General features: G+C 68.0%; 20 protein-coding genes. 12 read left to right on the forward strand and 8 right to left on the reverse strand.

Annotation, left to right across the window (positions count from 1 at the left end; genetic code table 11):
* Window positions 1-490: 490 nt before the first annotated feature.
* The 7 genes from DL519_RS32115 to DL519_RS32145 all read left to right on the forward strand — a co-directional run bounded on the left by DL519_RS32115 (window position 491) and on the right by DL519_RS32145 (window position 5,261).
* On the forward strand, window positions 491-928 hold the full coding sequence (locus tag DL519_RS32115) for a cupin domain-containing protein (RefSeq protein ID WP_190820372.1): 438 nt from the start codon (window positions 491-493) through the stop codon (window positions 926-928).
* Window positions 929-972: 44 nt separating this feature from the next.
* Window positions 973-1,707, forward strand: coding sequence for an SDR family oxidoreductase (locus DL519_RS32120; RefSeq protein WP_190820374.1), 735 nt, complete (start codon window positions 973-975; stop codon window positions 1,705-1,707).
* A gap of 108 nt (window positions 1,708-1,815) precedes the next feature.
* A complete protein-coding gene (locus tag DL519_RS32125; protein WP_190820376.1) occupies window positions 1,816-2,016 on the forward strand; it encodes a hypothetical protein in 201 nt (66 codons plus the stop codon).
* Window positions 2,013-2,768, forward strand: a complete 756-nt coding sequence (locus DL519_RS32130) for an SDR family NAD(P)-dependent oxidoreductase (protein WP_190820377.1) — start codon at window positions 2,013-2,015, stop codon at window positions 2,766-2,768. The genes DL519_RS32125 and DL519_RS32130 overlap by 4 nt, the downstream gene beginning before the upstream one ends.
* An 81-nt stretch (window positions 2,769-2,849) precedes the next feature.
* Window positions 2,850-3,806 (forward strand): ABC transporter substrate-binding protein, encoded by a 957-nt coding sequence (locus DL519_RS32135; protein ID WP_190820379.1) that lies wholly within the window; start codon window positions 2,850-2,852, stop codon window positions 3,804-3,806.
* Between the two features lie 224 nt (window positions 3,807-4,030).
* A complete protein-coding gene (locus DL519_RS32140) occupies window positions 4,031-4,675 on the forward strand; it encodes a dihydrofolate reductase family protein (protein WP_190820381.1) in 645 nt (214 codons plus the stop codon).
* Window positions 4,676-4,907: 232 nt separating this feature from the next.
* Window positions 4,908-5,261 carry a VOC family protein gene (locus tag DL519_RS32145; protein WP_190820383.1) on the forward strand — a complete coding sequence of 118 codons (354 nt, stop codon included), beginning with the start codon at window positions 4,908-4,910 and terminating at the stop codon, window positions 5,259-5,261.
* 229 nt (window positions 5,262-5,490) lie between these two features.
* Here the strand turns inward: DL519_RS32145 and DL519_RS32150 are convergent, their stop codons facing one another.
* The gene (locus DL519_RS32150; RefSeq protein ID WP_190820385.1) at window positions 5,491-7,092 is read right to left on the reverse strand and encodes a hypothetical protein; all 1,602 of its coding nucleotides are present in this window, start codon (window positions 7,090-7,092) and stop codon (window positions 5,491-5,493) included.
* A gap of 282 nt (window positions 7,093-7,374) precedes the next feature.
* Here DL519_RS32150 and DL519_RS32155 point away from each other — a divergent pair, with 282 nt between their 5' ends.
* The 3 genes from DL519_RS32155 (at window position 7,375) to DL519_RS32165 (ending at window position 9,853) form a co-directional block, all read left to right on the forward strand.
* Window positions 7,375-7,593 (forward strand): hypothetical protein, encoded by a 219-nt coding sequence (locus tag DL519_RS32155; RefSeq protein WP_190820387.1) that lies wholly within the window; start codon window positions 7,375-7,377, stop codon window positions 7,591-7,593.
* A 222-nt stretch (window positions 7,594-7,815) separates the two neighbouring features.
* A complete protein-coding gene (locus DL519_RS32160) occupies window positions 7,816-8,580 on the forward strand; it encodes an SDR family NAD(P)-dependent oxidoreductase (RefSeq protein ID WP_190820389.1) in 765 nt (254 codons plus the stop codon).
* A 157-nt stretch (window positions 8,581-8,737) separates the two neighbouring features.
* Window positions 8,738-9,853, forward strand: a complete 1,116-nt coding sequence (locus DL519_RS32165; RefSeq protein WP_190820391.1) for a hypothetical protein — start codon at window positions 8,738-8,740, stop codon at window positions 9,851-9,853.
* Between the two features lie 28 nt (window positions 9,854-9,881).
* Here the strand turns inward: DL519_RS32165 and DL519_RS47520 are convergent, their stop codons facing one another.
* From DL519_RS47520 to DL519_RS32185, 5 genes are all read right to left on the reverse strand, one after another.
* Entirely contained in the window at window positions 9,882-10,400 is a 519-nt protein-coding gene (locus DL519_RS47520; RefSeq protein WP_223839825.1) for an NUDIX hydrolase, read from the reverse strand.
* Window positions 10,401-10,452: 52 nt separating this feature from the next.
* On the reverse strand, window positions 10,453-11,019 hold the full coding sequence (locus DL519_RS47525; RefSeq protein ID WP_223839827.1) for a hypothetical protein: 567 nt from the start codon (window positions 11,017-11,019) through the stop codon (window positions 10,453-10,455).
* A 140-nt stretch (window positions 11,020-11,159) separates the two neighbouring features.
* A complete protein-coding gene (locus DL519_RS32175) occupies window positions 11,160-11,714 on the reverse strand; it encodes a flavoprotein (RefSeq protein ID WP_190820393.1) in 555 nt (184 codons plus the stop codon).
* Window positions 11,711-12,220: a hypothetical protein gene (locus tag DL519_RS32180; RefSeq protein WP_190820395.1), complete on the reverse strand. Its 510-nt coding sequence runs from the start codon at window positions 12,218-12,220 to the stop codon at window positions 11,711-11,713. The genes DL519_RS32175 and DL519_RS32180 overlap by 4 nt, the downstream gene beginning before the upstream one ends.
* Window positions 12,221-12,634: 414 nt before the next feature.
* Window positions 12,635-12,937: a PNPOx family protein gene (locus DL519_RS32185; protein WP_190820398.1), complete on the reverse strand. Its 303-nt coding sequence runs from the start codon at window positions 12,935-12,937 to the stop codon at window positions 12,635-12,637.
* A 348-nt stretch (window positions 12,938-13,285) separates the two neighbouring features.
* Here DL519_RS32185 and DL519_RS32190 point away from each other — a divergent pair, with 348 nt between their 5' ends.
* Together DL519_RS32190 and DL519_RS32195 are read left to right on the forward strand one after the other, a co-directional pair.
* Window positions 13,286-14,377, forward strand: a complete 1,092-nt coding sequence (locus tag DL519_RS32190) for an IS630 family transposase (RefSeq protein ID WP_190820400.1) — start codon at window positions 13,286-13,288, stop codon at window positions 14,375-14,377.
* A 248-nt stretch (window positions 14,378-14,625) separates the two neighbouring features.
* Complete coding sequence (locus DL519_RS32195; protein ID WP_190820402.1) at window positions 14,626-15,792, forward strand: serine hydrolase domain-containing protein; 1,167 nt, start codon at window positions 14,626-14,628, stop codon at window positions 15,790-15,792.
* 100 nt (window positions 15,793-15,892) lie between these two features.
* Here DL519_RS32195 and DL519_RS32200 read toward each other — a convergent pair whose 3' ends face one another.
* Complete coding sequence (locus DL519_RS32200; protein ID WP_190820404.1) at window positions 15,893-16,453, reverse strand: GNAT family N-acetyltransferase; 561 nt, start codon at window positions 16,451-16,453, stop codon at window positions 15,893-15,895.
* Between the two features lie 23 nt (window positions 16,454-16,476).
* A complete protein-coding gene (locus DL519_RS32205; RefSeq protein WP_223839829.1) occupies window positions 16,477-17,328 on the reverse strand; it encodes a helix-turn-helix transcriptional regulator in 852 nt (283 codons plus the stop codon).
* Window positions 17,329-17,365 lie beyond the last annotated feature (37 nt).

Genomic DNA, 17,365 nt, shown 5'->3' on the forward strand with positions numbered 1-17,365 from the left:
TCGCGGATGGCTGGAGCAGCCAAAGTCAGCATGTACAACGTCATCAACGGCCACTGATCGACACCGAACGAGGTTTCTTTCTGGATTCGTTGGTGACGACGCGGACCTCTCGCGGTGCCGGCCGCGTGTGGTGGAGCCTGGGGAGTGATCTCCAACGGGGGATCACCTCGGCCACTGGCTTTCCTGAAGATCGTGCGTGCACTTCACGTGCATAAAACGATCGGGCCTAGCTTTCCAGGACGCGCTCAACGGCGTCGGCGGTCTCCCGGCTCCACGTCCTGAGCAATCGACGGCTCAACCAGCCGCAGCGATGACCTCCGCCTCTGCCTTCGCCGCCGGGCGCGATGCTGCACTTCAACCACGGCACCTCGCAGGGAAGGAGGTGGTGGCGACGGCACCCGCGGCGTGGGACGGGTAGCTGAACTTTCCTCATCTGGAGGTCCGTGCGGGCCTTTTCCGAAGCCCCGTTCCCGCTCAGGGAGGTCTTTCCATGTCGGACATCGAGTCGACAACCGCCGGGCAGAAGCCACGATCGGACGGGTGGCAGTCGGCGATCACCGTGGTGCAGGAGGCGGAGCCGCCCTTCATCCCGGCGGGTGCGCACGCGATGACCATCGTCGTCGAGTTCCCCCCGGGCGACCCCGGCAACCCTCCGCATCGGCACTCCGGCCCGGCCTTCGGCTACGTGCTGGAGGGCGAGATGGTGTTCGAGCTCGAGGGTGAGCCGGCGCGCGTCGTCCGGGTTGGCGAGGCGTTCTGGGAGCCGGGCGGCGACGTCATCCATTACCAGGACGGCAACAACCGCGCCGACATCCCGGTGCGCTTCACCGTCACCATGCTCTGCGAACCGGGCCAACCCATGCTCACCTTCGTGGACGACGAAGAGCTCGTCCGGCGCGCGGACCGCCGGGCACCGCGCACGGACTGACCTCGCGCTCAGCCGCACCCGCGAGAACAGGGAAGGTCGGAGAAATGAAGATCGCTGTCATCGGTGGGACCGGGCTCATCGGATCGCAGGTGGTCAAGATCCTGAACGCGAGCGGGCACGAGGCGGTGCCGCACTCACCGTCCACCGGTCTGGACCTGCTCAGCGGGCAGGGCCTGTCCGAGGCGCTGGACGGGGCCGGCGTCGTCGTCAACCTGACGAACTCGCCGACCTTCGACGACGCCTCGCTCGAGTTCTTCCAGAAGACCATGGACAACCTGATGGCGGCTGCCAAGGCAGCCGGCGTCGGCCACGCGGTCGTCCTCTCGATCGTGGGGGCCGATCAGGTGCCGGACCTGGTCTACTACCGCGCCAAGGTGCTGCAGGAGGATCTCCTCAAGGACGGCCCCGTGCCTTACTCGATCGTGCGCGCCACGCAGTTCTTCGAGTTCATCGACGCAGCGCTGTCCTGGACCGCCGACGAGAACACGGTTCGCCTGCCCACCACGCGCGTCCAGCCCATGGCCGCAGCCGACGTCGCCCAGGCCGTGGCCGACGTCGCCGTGGGTGCCCCGCTGCTGGGCACCCACGGCGTCGCCGGGCCCGAGGTCTTCGCGCTCGACGAGTTGGGCACGATCACCCTCGCCGCCCGTGGTGACCACCGCACCGTCATCACCGACGACAGCGTAGGCATGTTCGCCGCCGCCTCGGGCGACGCCTTGATCGCCAAGGACGACACCGTCATCGCCAAGACCACCTACCGGGACTGGCTCGCACGCTGACCCGGCTCGACGACGACGCAGATCGGTTCCTCGAGTCTCCGAGGGTGCGGGTGCTGACGTGATCGTGGAGACGGCCAGCCGGCTGTTCTTCGCGCCTGCCCGAGCTGCTTGAACGGGATCGCGTTGGAGCGGCTGCTCACCTCGCAGTTGCCGCGCGAACCCGACCGGACCGGGGCCGATCTGCTGCGGGCGACCGTCGACACCATGCTCTGCGGGGCGATCCGTTCGGCACACCCCGGCATCGGCGATGAGCAACTCCGGGCGGTCATGCCGACGGCCCGCGATGAGGAGCAGGAGGTGGGCCCGTGACTGGCGAAACCGGCAGGGTCGCATTGGTGACAGGGGCCAGCAGCGGAATCGGAGCGGCCACCGCGCGCCTCCTGGCCGCGCGAGGGATGCGCGTGGTGGTCAACTACCTCCGCAACAGCACGGCAGCCGAGGAGGTCGTGGCCGGCATCGAGGCCGCAGGCGGTCAGGCGATGGCAGTGCAGGCCGATGTGCGCGAGGCAACGGCGGTCGAGCGCATGATCGAGCAGGTCCAGGCGGCATGGGGCGGCACCGACGTGCTCGTGCACAACGCGCTCACCCCGTACGCGATCAAGCCGTTCCAGGACATGACGTGGGAAGAACTGGGCGGCAAGCTCGACGCCGAGATGCGTGCGGCGTTCGCGGTCACCAAAGCCGTCCTGCCCGCCATGACCGAACAGGGCTGGGGGCGCATCATCTATCTCGGTACCGGGCTCAGCCGCCGGCCCCGGGCGGGCATGATCGCACTGGGCACGGCCAAGGCCGCACTGGCGCAGTTCGCCCGGTACCTCGCCCAGGAACTCGGCCCCCGGGGCATCACGGTCAACGTCGTCGAGCCCGGCCCGGTGGAGGACACCCGCATGGTGGGTGTGTTCGACGAGGAGCTCAAGAAGCGGCAGGTGGCCGCCACCCCCCTGGGCCGCTTGGCGCGCACGGGCGACGTCGCCCAAGCGGTCGCCTTCTACGCCAGCGAGGACAACTCCTTCATGACCGGTACCACGGCCGCGGTCAATGGCGGGATGTCCATGTACTGACCGCCCCGCTGTCCCTTGCCCCGCGGCAGCCGGGCGGCACGCGCGGGCGGATCGCGGCGACACGTTCAAGGGAAGGCGTTCATGCACACGATCGATCTCGCCTACGTCGGGCGGGGCCTGCACGAGGAACTGGTCGCCTACATCGCCGACCAGCAGGATTACTACGCCGACGAGGGCGTCCACGTCGCGCTGCGCGACGGCTGCTCATGGGACGAGGAGCGGCTGCGCCACGGCGCCACCATCGGGCTCGGCCGGGCACTGCTGTCCCGGCTGACCGATGGCATCCCCTGGGTCGCGCTCAGCGTCAACACCCACCGCCCGCTGTTCTGGTTCCTCGCCGGCCCCGGCCTGACCTCCCTGGCCGACCTGGCCGGCCGACGGCTGGCCGTGCACGCCCCCCGCACCGCACCCGGGGTCTTCGCGCGGATCGTGCTGCGGCAGGACGGCCTCGACCCGGACCGCGACATCCGCACCACCGTCCGCCCGCCCGGCGACTACGGCATGGACCTGCGCTGGCTGCACGACGGCAAGATCGACGCCGCCCTGGTCGGCAGCACGATGGCACCGGAGGCGATAGCCGCCGAGCACGGCTGGCAGGTGCCGGCCTGGGTCGGCGACCACTTCCAGATCCCCACCGTGGGCGTGGCCGTCGACCCCACCCGCATCCACCCGGACGACCCCGCGGTCCAGGCCGTCGTACGAGCCCACCGGCGCGCGCTGCAGGTGATCCACGACGAACCCGGCACCACGGTGCGGCACCTCCAGACGTTCCTCGGCCGGCACACCGCAGCCGAAGTCCGAGCCCACTACGAGACGTTCATCGCGCCGCACTTCACCACCGACGGCCAAGCCGACCTCGCCGTCGGCGCCACCGCGATCACCGCGGTCGCCGCCGAACTCGGCGTCCCCGCCACCGTCACCGCGGCCGAGTTCTACCGCACCGCGACCACCGCACCCTGGGAACCCGGCGACGCAGGCGCTGCCGAATCGCACGCAGCACCTCAAGACGGTCCTTCGCGGGAGCAAGATCGGCAATGATCCGCCGAACCCCCGTTGCTCGTGCTGGTGCATCCGCGGTGCAGTGCGACCTGGTGGCGGCGACCGGGGACCGGCGGGTGCGGGCGGTGGAGATCACGCCAGCAACAGGCGCCGCAAGCGGAATCTTGCGGCGTGGGCTGCGTCACCGATGATTGGCCGGTTCCGCCGATGAGTTCGTCCGGCCCGGACGGTCTCAACGTCATCGAGAATCCAGGAGGAACCGAGTGGAACAGCTGCTGAGAGTCCAGAACTTCAACGTCTCGCGTGACGGGTTCGGTGCCGGTGAGCACCAGACCTTGGAGCGGCCGTTCGGCCACGCCGACCCCGGCGACATGTTCTCCTGGGCCGGCGCCACGGCGAGCTGGCCCATGCGCGCCGACCCCGGCGGAAGCCGCGGCCTCGACGACTACTTCACGCGCGACTACGCCCGTAACATCGGCGCCGAGATCATGGGCCGCAACAAATTCGGCCCGCAGCGCGGCCCCTGGCAGGACAACGACTGGCGCGGCTGGTGGGGCGAGGAGCCCCCGTTCCGCACGCCGGTGTTCGTGATGACCCACCACGAGCGTCCGTCGTTCACCCTCTCCGACACGACGTTCCACTTCGTCGAAGGCGATCCGGCCACGGTCCTCGAACAGGCGCGGGAAGCGGCGCAGGGCAAGGACGTCCGGCTCGGCGGCGGGGCCACCACCATCCGGCAGTTCCTCGACGCCGGCCTCGTCGACACCATGCACGTGGTGGTCTCGCAGGTGGAGCTCGGATCCGGGGTGCGGCTCTGGGAGTCGCCCGAGGAGCTGCTCGACCGGTTCCACCTCGAGGTCGTGCCCAGCCCGAGCGGCGTGACCCACCACCTGTTCTGGCGAAGGTGACACGAGGGCCCGCTCTGGGCTAAAACCGGCGTCCGCAACCGGAATCCGTCGAGGTCACGGCGAAGACCCCGGAAATGGCCGGAAGCGAAGTCTCCCAGATCGGACTCGAATCCTGCCGTGGGCGAAGCTGACGGACGAGCGGGGGCTGGCCCAGTTCGAGGGAGTGTGCCGCTGGTGGTGGGGCTTCCATTCGTCCAAGCCGGGTGGTGCGCACGGCGACAATAATGCGGTGATGATCAGGAGAATCCTTCCCTACGCCGACGGGGACGATCTCGCCGCGTCGCGCGATTTCTACGTCGGGGTATTCGGTCTCGAGATCGCGATGGAAGATCCCGTCCTCTGCCTGAGGTCGCCGGACAACCCCACGGCTCAAGTGATCATCTCGCCACGCGGCATGGAAGCCCCCGCGCCGCGCTTCGGGATCGACGTCGGCGACCCGGCGGCAGTTGATGCGGCGCACGCCGAGTCTGTCCGCCGCGGTTTGCGCGTCGTGTATCCGCTCACCGACGAGCCGTGGGGCGTGCGTCGCTTCTTCGTGGAGGACCCCAGCGGCACCGTGGTCAACGTGCTCGCGCACCTGCCCTGACCCGGCGGGCATCCAACACTGTTCGAGCTCAAGCCCACCGGAAACAACCTAAAGCGGGTGTCCGCGAATCCTGCCGGCAAACCGCTGGCGAACAAGTGGGGGCTGATTCAGTTCGAGATCAACCCCCGCTCCATTCCGGTCGCGTACCCGAACAAGACCGGAAGGCACGAGCAGTTCATGGACCAGGGGAGCGGGATCATGCGTTGCCGGCCCGCGAGGGTGGCAGATCTCAGCAGCAGTTGGCAATGTTGATGTGGAAGGCGGAACCGTAGCCGCCAGCTCCGCCGCTGCCGCCGCTGCCGCCGTTGTTGCTTTGGCCTCCGCTGCTTTGCCCGGTGTTGCCACTCTCGTCGCTATTGCCCCCACAGGGTGAGCACGATCCGCCCTGGCCTCCCTGCTGGCCGTTGCTGCTCGGGTTCTGATTCCCGTTGCTGTTCGGGTTTTGATTCCCGTTCTCGTTGCTGTTGCTGTTGCTGTTGCTGTTGCTGTTGCTGTTGCTGTTGCTGTTGCTGTTGCTGTTGCTGGGAGTGTTGGGTTCTGGGCCGCTGTTCCCGCTGTTGGAGTTTTGGTTTGAGTTGTCGGCTCCGTTGTTCGGCGGGTTTTGGTTCCCGGTGTTCGAGTTGTCGTAGCTGTTCGGGTTTTGGTTCCCGGTGTTCGAGTTGTTGCTGCCGTTCGTTTCTGCGCTCCCGACGTTCGAGTTGGCGTCGCTGTTCGGTTCTGGGCTCCCCCTGTTGTTGCGGTTGTTGGATGTGTTGGGTTCTGGGCCGCTGTTCCCGCTGTTGGAGTTTTGGTTCGAGTTGTCGGCTCCGTTATTCGCCGGGTTTTGGTTCCCGTTGTCGCCTTGCGCCGGGCCGGGTACCGGAGGGGCTTGCACCGCCGGAGGTGTTGGCGGCGGGATGGTGGGAGCGTTCAGGTAATCCCACACGTGGGAGACGAATGTGGCGGTGGCGCCTGCCAGCAGGATCGTGATCAGGACGTCCCAGCCGCCGATCAAACCGGCCAGCCAACCCAGGGCGGTTGCCACACCTCTGATGGCCGCCCCGATGAACCCCATGGTCCAGGAAATGGCGTTACCGCAGGTAACTTCGAGGGTCGCCACCATGCCTCCGACAAGCCCTGCCTCGGATGCGACGCTCTGACTCGACTCGATGGCGGTCGTCTCCAATGCCCCGACCTCAGGCGTCAAGCCGGCGACGTCGGTCGCGGCGACGCTCTTGAGGTCATCCGCTGCACCCGGCGCGGCGGGTTCTTCGGCGGCGGCCACCTCTGCAGCGGCGGCGCCTGCCTTCAGCCTGTCCGGTGATGGGAGAGTTGGCGGCACTGTCGAGTCACCGATGTCAGCGGGCCTCGGACTGGGGATTCGGAGTGGTCGTTGCGCAACGGGGTCCCTGTAGGGGTCCTTCACCCAGTTCGGGTCGCTTCGCATCTTGGCGAGTAAATCCGTGTCCTCCGCCGCGCTGCGTTGCAGCTCTTTCCAGTAATCCTGGTACGACTCGGTGTCGGTGTACGGATTGGATGTATTGGTTGCTCTGAGGTACCAGTCGCGCAGCTCGTCGGTTCGAGCACTCCAAGAGGTGTAGGGCTTGGACTGCAATGCCTTGAGCTGATCCAGGTCTTGCTGCGCATCCGAAGCGGCTCTCCCGAGCCAGTTCGCCTCCCATTGGTACGTTATCGGGCCTTCGGGGTCGTAGATATCGGTGGGAAGGTGGTTTCCAGCCGACATTTTCGAGAGGAAGGAATTTTTGCAATTGTTGAAAAATTCCAAACTGTGCTGCGCTTGGTTGATCGAGTTCTGCAAGGCCTGGCTGAGCAGCTCCCCTTCGCTTGGCATCGGCACACCTCCCATCGCGGGATTCGGTTGCTGAACAGGGAATCACGTCGCTCGCTGCAAGTAACCATTTGGCGATGGGCGGGCGACGGTCATCCGCCGCCACTACCTCCTCACGAAGTCCTTTACTCAAGCACACTCGGCCTGGCACCGCCCAACAGAGCCGAAAGTCACCTCTGGGTAGGTGTGCGGAACCGAGCGCGCCGAGCAGTGTTCCCGGGGACGTTCGCCCCTGGCGCGGCCCGGCGGAGGGGGCCCAGTGTGCGCCGCAGGAGGTGGAACGCCATGCCAGCTGTGGTGACGACGTTGCTCGTCGTGGCGGCAGGGGCGGTCATCGGGCTCGTTGTCGGGCTGATCTCCCAATCGGTACGAGCGAAGCGGAAGGACTCGGGCGAGAACCGACGCGTGCGAACTCCGGGACAGCTCGCCGGAATCGGAGCAATCGCGTCCGGGCTCGCCTGGGCGGTCCTCCAGGCCTTCCCCCAGACCGCCCCGTTCAGGTGATCCGGAGCACCGAACCCCAGGTCAAGTCGCTTCGATGCGGTGCACCAGCACGGTGATCTTCGCAAATGCGTGGTGCCTGGGAGCGCCTTCCGGATCCCGGGGCTGGTAGGTCCCGCAGCGCTGTCCGGGTTCTCGCGATCATCGGCCGCATGGGCTCTGAGGGCGAAGGGCCATGTGACCGGGGCTCGGGCACGGGGAGCATAGGCGGGGGAGGGATGTCTCATGGGGCAACTCGAAGGGAAGGTCGCCGTGGTCACCGGCGGTTCCGCGGGAATTGGGGCGGCGACCGCTAGGCGTTTCGCATTGGAGGGGGCGACCGTGTTCGTCACCGGTCGACGTCAGGCCGAGTTGGACACCGCGGTGAAGGCGATCAACGAGCAGAACGCCCGCGGGCAAGCCATCGCCGTGCGCAGCGACGTGTCCTCGCTCGAGGATCTCGACCGTCTCTACGCCCGGGTCGGGGACCACAGCGGCCGCATCGACGTGCTGTTCGCGAACGCGGGTGTGGCCGAGCTCGCGCGGCTGGAAGACGTCAGCGAGGACCATTTCGACCGCGTCTTCGGCATCAACGTCCGGGGGCTGCTGTTCACGGTGCAGAAGGCGCTGCCGCTGCTGTCGGATCGCGCGTCGGTCATCCTGACGTCGTCCATCGCCGCGTCCAAGGGCGTCGAGGCGTCGAGCGTCTACAGCGCCGCCAAGGCCGCCGTCCGCAACTTCGCGCGTACCTGGGCGGTGGAGCTGGCGGGGCGCCGCATCCGGGTCAATGCGGTCAGCCCAGGTCCGGTCGAGACCCCTTTGTTCTCCGGCATCGTGAGTGATCCGGCCCAGGGGACTGACTTCAGGGATGCTCTGCTGGCCAGCATGCCCCTCGGCCGGTTGGGAGACCCGGACGAGGTAGCCGCAGCCGTGCTCGTCCTGGCAACTGATGCCAGCAGCTTCACCACCGGTGCCGAGTTCTTCGTCGACGGAGGACTTGCCCAGGTCTGAGCTGGGCAGCGCCACTCGTCATCCGAGGCCGATCTGTCGCGCATCACGGGCCCGCACCCGGGAGTCGTCGCGTTCCGGCCGGCACGTACCGGTGGAGACCCGGCTGTCGGAGGTTCTCGCGATCATCAGCTCCATGGCATCGAGTGAAGGGGCTGGCGTGCGAACGCTGGTGGATGACGAGGTGTGGGTCCACTACGGGCAGATCTACGTCCAGGGCGAGCAGGACTTCGGCGGGCTCTTCGAATGCTTCGGCGGGCAGGACAACGGACTGTGCGGTGCAGCGTCGCCGGGCACCCTCTACCTGATCACCGGCCTGCACACCGGCAAGGTCGGCTTCACCGTGGAGCTCCACGACCAGGCCCCGCCGCTGGACGGCACTTGGGAGGAAATCGTCGAGGTCTCCTTCCACCCCGAGGGCGATACCGCGCTCGTCGGTTGGGGCGGGGAGGGGTTCTGGCCGCTCGACCTGCGCGAGATCGACTACCGGGTCAGGTACTGCGCGATCCGGATGGACGAAGCGCGCGAACTGGACACCAGGATGGAAGAGGAAACGCAGGTCGACCGCTACCTCCTCCAGTTCTGGCCGGCCCCGCCGGGGCCGGACCGGGTGCTCAAGCAGACCAGCGCTGCCGCCGACTACTGGCACGGGTTCGCCCGCGAGCAACCGCCGCCGCCGACACCGGAGGAGAAGGCGGAGGTCGAGCGACGTGCGGCCCTCGAACGAGAAAGGGAGCGCGAGCAGGCGCGCCTCAGGTACGAGGAGCGGGAGTGGGGCGGGCGCCTGCCCGGTGAACGCCTGCGGCAGTTGGGCGGCAGCGCGAAGAGCGTCGCGAGGCTCGACCGGCCCCTCGTCGACGCTCTCGCCGAGGTGGGTCCGGCGGCCCAGCGGGAGATCGCCCGCTGGGTGACCCGGCGGGTGTTCGTGGAAGCCCAACTCGACGACGTCGGGTGGATCGCACCCGCACTGGAAGCGATGGACCGGGGTGAGCCGCTGCCCGAGCCCTTCGACGACGACAGGAAGGCCTGGGATCGGCTGCTGTCCGACGAGCGAGTCCCACGGACGACGACGACTTCGCTGGACGGCAGGCACGACAACTACCTGCAGCAAGCGATGGCGTTTCCCGCGCTGTTCTCGGCCCGTGAAGAGGATCCGCTGTGCGCTACCGTCGGCGCGCTGTGGGCGGGCGCGGTCGCGTTCGGCTACGGACTTCATGGCGTGCTGTTCGACGAGGTGCGACAAGCGTTCCCGGCCATCGCCGAGCACGAGTCCTGACCGCGCCGTCAGGTCGCAGGCGATTCGCTCAGCGCTGCGGCGCGGATGGCGAGCAGGAGCGGGAGCGAGCCGACGTCGCGCACCAGGTCCGGAAGGCTGGGGGCGTTGAGACGTCGGCTCCGCCGCGAAGTTCGCCGCCCACCGCGGCGAAGTCGATTTCCCGCGCGGTGACGTCGGAGCTGTACAGCCGTTCCACGCCTCGTGATGCAGTGTTCCGGGCTTCGTCGCTCGACACCGACAGCTTGGTCACGCCGGAGAACTCCGGTTTGGCGCTGCGCTCCATCCAGCGCGCGACCCCCGTCAGGGCCGTGCCTGCGACGGAATCCGGGCTCAGGCCCGTCTCCTCGCAGAGCTCGCGTTCCATGCCCGCCCGCACGGCGTCGTGCATCGTGCTGCGCGCTCCACCGCCGGATTCGACGAGGTCGTGCGGCTCCAGCGAGCCGCTGCGGGAAGGCGCCAGCAGCGGCGGGCTGGACGCGTTGTGGTCGGACTGGCGCACCAGGAGCGGCCCGCCGTCGGTCGTGATCGCCAGCGTGGAGATCCCCACGACGTCGGCAAGGTCGCTGCCGCCAGGGTGCGGACCCGGCCGGAAGCGTCGGTCAGGAGCCGTCGGCGCGGGTCGAAGTCCTCGCCCGTCTCGTGATCCGCATCGCGCACAGCTCGTTGGAGCACTGGAAGTCGAAGAACCGGTGCGGTACGAGCGGATTTCGGCGTTGCCGATGCCGGGCAGCGGATCGGAGCGCAGCCCACCACCGGACCGTTGAACAGCAGCCGGCCCCGGGCGCGCACGGGAAGCACGTGCGCAGCGATGGCGTGCAGGGCCGGTGGCAGCCGGTACGGTTCGTCGGCCAGCCGCACAGCGAAGGTCCTGTCGCGCTCGGCCCGGTCGATGTCATTGCTGAGCAGCGCGGTCCCGCGGTTGGGAGCTGTACCCAGCGCCGGGGTAGGCGGCCGGAGCGGGGATCTCCTGGTGCTGGAACGGGGGCGGCGATCAGCGAGAACTCGTAGGTGGACCGCCGCTTGCACAGGTGCCGCAGATCCCGGACGACGGTGACGGTGCCGATCACCAGGGCGACCACCAGGGCGATCATCGACAGCACGATGCCCACGGCGCTGGGCAGGATCGTGATCGCGCCGAGCAGCACGCCGAGGGCTGACACCAGCACAGGCCATTCGCGCGCCGCCAGGAACCACGTGTAGTCGGCCTGGAGTGCTTTCGGCGCATCAGCTTGCGCAACAGCCGTCCCGAAGATCTTCCTCGATCGCAGTACGGCAGCCTGGCGCGCGACGGGAGGTTCGAGCGCAGTCAGATTCGCCGGGCAACCGCGGATTCTGCCGCGTCGAGGATCTGGAGCCAGGGGATCTTCTGCTTCTTCCTGGGATCATGCAGGGGCCAGTAGTCGTCGCCGGTCAGGAGTTCCACCCCGGCTTCGCGCAGGGTTTCGGTGTGGGACTTCCACGCCGGGTGGCGGACCTGGGCGATGTTGATCTTCGGGAAAATCACCACCGGGATCTCCGGGGTTCCGATCGCCTCGCCGAGCGTGGTCAGGGCCTGGTTGTCGGCGATGCCGAGGGCGAGCTTGACGACAGTGTTGGCGGTCGCCGGACATGCCAGGTAGCAGTCGATCGGTGGGTGCGGGCGGCCGTCGCCGGGCAAGCGGGACTCGACGCGGCACGGCAGGCCGGTCACCTGCTCGATCCGCTCGGTCTCGCCGAACTCCCGCAGCCACCAGCCCGCCGTCGGAGTCAGCGTCGCGGCGACCCGCCAGCCCCGGGCGATCGCGGGTTCGATCAGCGCCGGGCGGATCTCCTCCACGCCACCGGCCGCCGATCCGATCAGTCCCAGGGTCCGCTCGCTCATCCCGCCAGTATGTCGCGGGAGGGGCGGATTGCCGCGAGAGTCGCTGCTTTCCTGCAGGTCAGGTCTCGTGCGTTTTGGGCCGTCATGGCCTCTTGAGTCCGATGAGTTGCGTCATTGGTCATGTCTTCGGTGAGGTGTCGCTTGATCACGCTTTGATTTGGTGCCATGGCGAGGAAGCAGGCGATGATGCGCCTTGTGGACGCGTTTTCGCCGGCCGCGTACACCTGCCCGGCCGGGACCTTGTACTGCAGCGGCTTCACCCGCTGGCCGGTGGAGGTGGTGCGGGCGCGGCCCTGGCCGAGCACGTCGTAGACGCTGTCGGCGAAGTCCTGCGCGCCGCTGGCCTGCGGGCTGCCGCGCAGCTCCGCGATCGCTGGGTACCCGCCGCCGATCGTGTTCGGCAGCTGCCCGTCGCCGAGCTTCTTGGCGCGTTCGGCGAGCAGCGCGGCGCCAGCCCGGATGTTCTGCTCGATGTCGCGCTTCACCTGCTCGGTCGGGGCGTCCACCAGCTCCGCGGCTTCCTCCAGGGGTGTGCAGGGTCGGGTGGTCCGCGAGCATCTGCAGCTTCGGGTTCTCGCTGCGCAGCTCCTCCGGATCGATCTCGATCAGGTGCATTGGGCCGTAGCCGCCCGCACGCTCTGCTCGCCCTCGTGGTCTTCCCGCCTGGTGAGCCGGAACGAGGTGGCCATCAGCAGTGGGGCCGGGATGCCGAACTCGGCGGCGGCCGATTCGAAGGCGCGCTGCTCGACCGTGTCGGATGAGTTGTCGGATGGGGCGCCGAGTGAGTACCGGGTGGGCTGCGCCGGTCAGCAGCCGCGGTGGCGGTGGCCGCCACCGCGGCGGCTCGCCACCAGTGGAGCTCATGGCAGTCAAAATGCCGTTACCTCGCAAGGCCTGGGACAAGTGTCCTCCGTGGAGAATCAGGCTTCCCGTACCATTGAACGGGAACCTTCGGGCATTGCTTCCGAGGTCCGGTGTTGGTGAGAGCTGCATGATGGGGCGATCGCTGCCGACCGCGCCGGGACCAGGACCAGCGCGCCCGGCTCCCGGCCGAGCACTTCGAGCACCGCGTACCGGAGTTGCCCGCTGCGCCGCCCCCGGTGTTCCAGCATCATGATCCGGATGCCGAGCAGCCAACCCAGGCCGCGCCGGTACAGCGGGATCGGGGCGCGGGCCAGCCAGCGGGGATGCGTCGAACCATCGCCGCCTCCTCGGTCGATCAAGCTCGGTTCCCAACATCGCACACCGGGAAGCCGGTCGCCGGGGCGTCGCCCGCAAGTGGGCGCTCGCGCTTTGTCGGTGCCCGCGCGTACTTTTGGCGCGATAGAGGCCGTTTTGGAATGTGCTGGTGTGAGGCGAACGGACCGTTCGTGCCGTCTAGGAGCCTGTTGCGTTTTCGGCGAGAACGGCTGAACCGAAGTACCAAATCAGTCTCGATCGCCGCCGTTTGCCCGCCAGTGGCCATCTCAGCCGTGATCGATCGATCACGGTCCGTGGTGGGCGTAATTTTGCAACAGGCTCCTAGTGTCCTGCACCGGAAATTCATGGTCTAAATAGGCTATACTGCGGGAATGGCGAGGACTGGGCGGCCGAAGGCTGAGTTGGTGCTGACCGACGATGAGCGTTCGACGTTGCAGCGTTGGGCTCGGCGGGCGAAGAGTTCGCAGGCTTTGGCGTTGCGGTGTCGGATTGTGCTGGCATGCGCCGATGGTTTGTCCAATGTGGATGTCGCCGAGCAGTTGCGGGTGGCGCGGCCGACGGTGGGCAAGTGGCGGTCGCGGTTTGTCCAGCGACGACTGGAGGGGTTGGCCGACGAGGATCGCCCAGGCGCGCCGCGGAAGATCACCGACGAACAGGTGGAGAAGGTGGTCGTCTCGACGTTGGAAGAGAAACCGAACAACGCGACGCATTGGTCGCGTGCATCGATGGCGAAGCGTTCCGGGCTGAGTAAATCGACCGTGGGGCGGATCTGGGAAGCGTTCAACCTTAAACCCCACTTGGCCGACACATTCAAGCTCTCTACCGATCCGCAGTTCATCGAGAAGGTCCGTAACGTCGTCGGCCTGTATATGAACCCGCCCGAGAACGCAGTGGTTCTGTGCACCGATGAGAAATCCCAGGTGCAAGCGCTGGAGAGGTCCCAGCCGGTGTTGCCGATGATGCCCGGCATGCCCGAGCGGCGCACCCACGACTACGTCCGTCACGGCGTCACCAGCCTGTTCGCCGCCTTCGACATCGCCACCGGCAAGGTCATCTCCTCGCTGCACCGCCGGCACCGCTCGGTCGAGTTCCGCAAATTTCTCACCAAGATCGACAAAACCGTACCGGCGGAGTTAGGCGTCCATGTCATTTGTGACAACTACGCCACCCACAAAACCGAGATCATCCAGAAATGGCTAGCGAAGCATCCCCGATTCCAAATCCACTTCATCCCGACCGGATCGTCCTGGATCAACCAGGTCGAACGCTGGTTCGGCGAATTGACCACCAAACTCCTGCAACGCGGCGTGCACACCAGCGTCCAGGCACTCGAGGCCGATATCCGCAACTGGATCGACGAGTGGAACAACGATCCCCGGCCGTTCATCTGGACGAAGAGCGCTGACGAGATCTTGGAGTCACTCCGATCATATTGTCAACGAATCTCCGGCGCAGGACACTAGTGAGGTGAACAGGCCGTTCGCTTCACACCAGTAGCCCGGGGTTTGCGACAGGTGAATGGAGCGAACGGACCGTTCGTGCCGTCTAGTGAGGTGTACAGGCCGTTCGCTTCACACCGCTTGGCGAGGCGGCACCAGACCGCTCCCGATGGGGCTGCCGCCGGAACCGCCAGGCAGCACGAGCTCCCAAACAGCCTCTGCACCAACAGGACCGCTCACGGCAGCTGACCGGCGGAGTTGTAGGAGGGACCATGGGTTTCGCGAAGCAGCGCTTGGCGCGTTTGCACGAGGTGATGAACGGCTACGTGGCCCGGGGCGAGCTGCCGGGCGCGGTGGCCGCGGTGAGCCGAGGCGGCGAGACGCACATCGAGGCGTTCGGCACGCAGGCGGTCGGCGGGACCGAGCCGATGCGCCGGGACACGATCTTCCGAATCGCCTCGAACACCAAGCCGATCACCGCGGCGGCGGCATTGATCCTGGTGGAAGAGTGCGTGCTGCGGCTGGACGACCCGGTCGACGAGCTGCTGCCCGAGTTGGCCGACCGCCGGGTGCTGGCCCGGCCCGACGGGCCGCTCGACGAGACGGTGCTCGCGAACCGGCCGATCACCCTGCGCGACCTGCTGACCTTCCAGTTTGGCTTGGGCGTCGTCCTGGGCAACCCACCGATCTTCCGGGCGCTGTCGGAGGCCGGTCTGGCACCAGGACTGGACGTCGTCGACCTGTCGATCGACGAGTGGATGCGCCGCCTCGGCGAACTACCGCTGGCCTACCAGCCGGGCGAGCAGTGGCTCTACCACACCGGATCCGACGTGCTGGGCGTGCTGATCGCCCGGGCCTCCGGGAAATCGTTGCCGGACTTCCTGCGGGAGCGGATCTTCGAGCCGCTCGGCATGCGCGACACCGGCTTCCACGTGCCCGCCGACCAACTGCACCGGCTCGCGCCGAGCTACCAGGCCGGGCCGGGCGGCGAGCTCGTCCGGCGCGACGATCCCGTGGACAGCCTGCCGAAGTTCCCCGGCGGCGGTGGCGGCCTCGTCTCGACCGTCGACGACTACCTGGCCTTCTACCGGATGCTGCTGGACGGTGGGCGCTACGGGCGAGAGCGGATCCTGTCCCGGCCGGCCGTCGCGCTGATGTGCACCGACCAGCTCACCGACCAGCAGAAGGCGGATGCGCGGCCGATCCTCGGCGAGAGCGCGGGCTGGGCGTTCGGCCAAGCCGTCGTCACCCACCGCGTCGACCTGTCGACCACGCCGGGCCAGTTCCGCTGGTCGGGCGGCCTCGGCACGACCGCCTTCGGAGATCCGGCGGAGGACCTGATCGGCATCCTGCTCACCCAGCGCGCGATGGCCTCCGCCGCGCCGTCGCAGCACTTCACCGACTTCCGCACCACCGTCTACCAGGCCCTCTCCGACTGATCCGCGCGATCCGCCGACCGTCCAAGGTTGACCACTGTGGACGGTCGGCGGCCAGGCACTAGATCCCGCCGCGGGAAGTCGGCACGAGCCAGGCGGGAGATCAGTCCTGGCGCCGCCATTCGGATCGCAGGATCGCGTAGACGAACTCCTCGCGCCAGGCACCCTTGATGATCGAGCTCTGGATGAAGTGGGCCTCGCGGCGCATACCGAGGCGTTCCATCAGCTTCGCCGAGGCGGTGTTCAGGGCGTTGCACCTGCCGACGATCCGGTGCAGGTCGAGCTCCTCGAAGCCCAGGCGGAGGACTGTGCGGGCAGCCTCGGTGGCCAGGCCCTTGCCCTGGTGGTCGGGGTTGAAGATGTAGCCGATCTCGCCCTGCCGATGCTCCTCGCTGAGCCAGACGAGCTCGACCTGCCCCACGATCACGCCGAGCGCCGGCAAGACCACCGCGAGGCTGAGGCAGTCGCCTTCGGCGCGGAGTTCGGTCTCCGCGGCCATCCCCTCGACGGCGTCCTGCGTCTGCTGGAGGTCTCGCGGATCCCACCTGAGGTAGCGGGCAACTTCGGGTTGGCGCTGGTAGGCCCAGACGTCCGCCACGTCGGCGGTGGTGAAGGGGCGCAGCACCAGGCGATCGGTCGAGATCGGGTAGTCAGGTCGCAGCACCGGCCGACGGTACCGCCCGGGCGTCAGCCGGTGGCCTGGTCCGGCACGGTGCGGCGGGCGACGAGGTTGAGCAGCGTCATCGCATCGTGGTCCGGGGTGCCCGGTTCGGCCTGGTAGATGACGATCCGCTGGTCGGCGCCGCGCACCGCCAGCACCTCGTAGTCCAGATCCATCCGGCCCACCGCCGGGTGGTCGAACCGCTTCACCCCGGTGGACTTGGGCTGCACCTCGTGCCGCGCCCACATCGCCGGGAACTCCTCGCTCTTCGTCGTCAGCTCGTCGACGAGCGCGGTGAGCCCCGGGTCCTGCGGGTTGTCGCCGAAGGTCGCGCGTAGGTCGGCGGCCGAATCCTGCGCCACGTCGCGCCAACCCACGAACACTGTCCGGGCCGCCGGGTCCAGGAACAGGTAGCGGGTCGTGTTACGGCGCTCCGCCGGCCACTGGTCGATACCCGCGAGCAGGGCCAGCCCCGCCGGGTTGGCCCCGACCACGTCGTTGCTGCGGTTCAGGATGTAGGCCGGTGATTCGCCGACCACGTCGAGCAACCGCAGCACCGTCGGCCGGACCGAGCCGACCTCCGGCTGCGCCGGGCGGCTGCCCGAGGAGTGCCTGGCCAGGTTGCCCACGTACTGCCGCTCGGTGGCGTCCAGCAGCAGCGCCCGCGCCAGCGCGTCCAGCACCGCCTCGCTCGGGTGCCGCTCGCGGCCCTGCTCCAGCCGCGTGTAGTAGTCCACGCTGATCCCGGCCACCGCCGCGACCTCTTCGCGCCGCAGGCCAGGCGTCCGCCGCACCCCGTGCCCAGCCGGGATGCCGACCTCGGTCGGCTTGCGGCGCGCCCGGCAGGCCTTCAGGAAACTGCCCAGCTCGTTGCTCACCCCATCGATGCTGCCACGCCAGCCTGGGTGTGCCACA

This window comes from Saccharopolyspora pogona, from assembly GCF_014697215.1.
In the GTDB taxonomy this organism is placed as follows: domain Bacteria; phylum Actinomycetota; class Actinomycetes; order Mycobacteriales; family Pseudonocardiaceae; genus Saccharopolyspora; species Saccharopolyspora hattusasensis.

Excerpts from the sequence above, each read along its gene's own strand:
- DL519_RS32115 (WP_190820372.1), top strand. The coding sequence starts at position 491 with ATGTCGGACATCGAGTCGACAACCGCCGGGCAGAAGCCACGATCGGAC.
- DL519_RS32120 (WP_190820374.1), top strand. The coding sequence starts at position 973 with ATGAAGATCGCTGTCATCGGTGGGACCGGGCTCATCGGATCGCAGGTG.
- DL519_RS32135 (WP_190820379.1), top strand. The coding sequence starts at position 2,850 with ATGCACACGATCGATCTCGCCTACGTCGGGCGGGGCCTGCACGAGGAA.
- DL519_RS32145 (WP_190820383.1), top strand. The coding sequence starts at position 4,908 with ATGATCAGGAGAATCCTTCCCTACGCCGACGGGGACGATCTCGCCGCG.
- DL519_RS32150 (WP_190820385.1), bottom strand. The coding sequence starts at position 7,092 with ATGCCAAGCGAAGGGGAGCTGCTCAGCCAGGCCTTGCAGAACTCGATC.
- DL519_RS32155 (WP_190820387.1), top strand. The coding sequence starts at position 7,375 with ATGCCAGCTGTGGTGACGACGTTGCTCGTCGTGGCGGCAGGGGCGGTC.
- DL519_RS32160 (WP_190820389.1), top strand. The coding sequence starts at position 7,816 with ATGGGGCAACTCGAAGGGAAGGTCGCCGTGGTCACCGGCGGTTCCGCG.
- DL519_RS32175 (WP_190820393.1), bottom strand. The coding sequence starts at position 11,714 with ATGAGCGAGCGGACCCTGGGACTGATCGGATCGGCGGCCGGTGGCGTG.
- DL519_RS32190 (WP_190820400.1), top strand. The coding sequence starts at position 13,286 with ATGGCGAGGACTGGGCGGCCGAAGGCTGAGTTGGTGCTGACCGACGAT.
- DL519_RS32195 (WP_190820402.1), top strand. The coding sequence starts at position 14,626 with ATGGGTTTCGCGAAGCAGCGCTTGGCGCGTTTGCACGAGGTGATGAAC.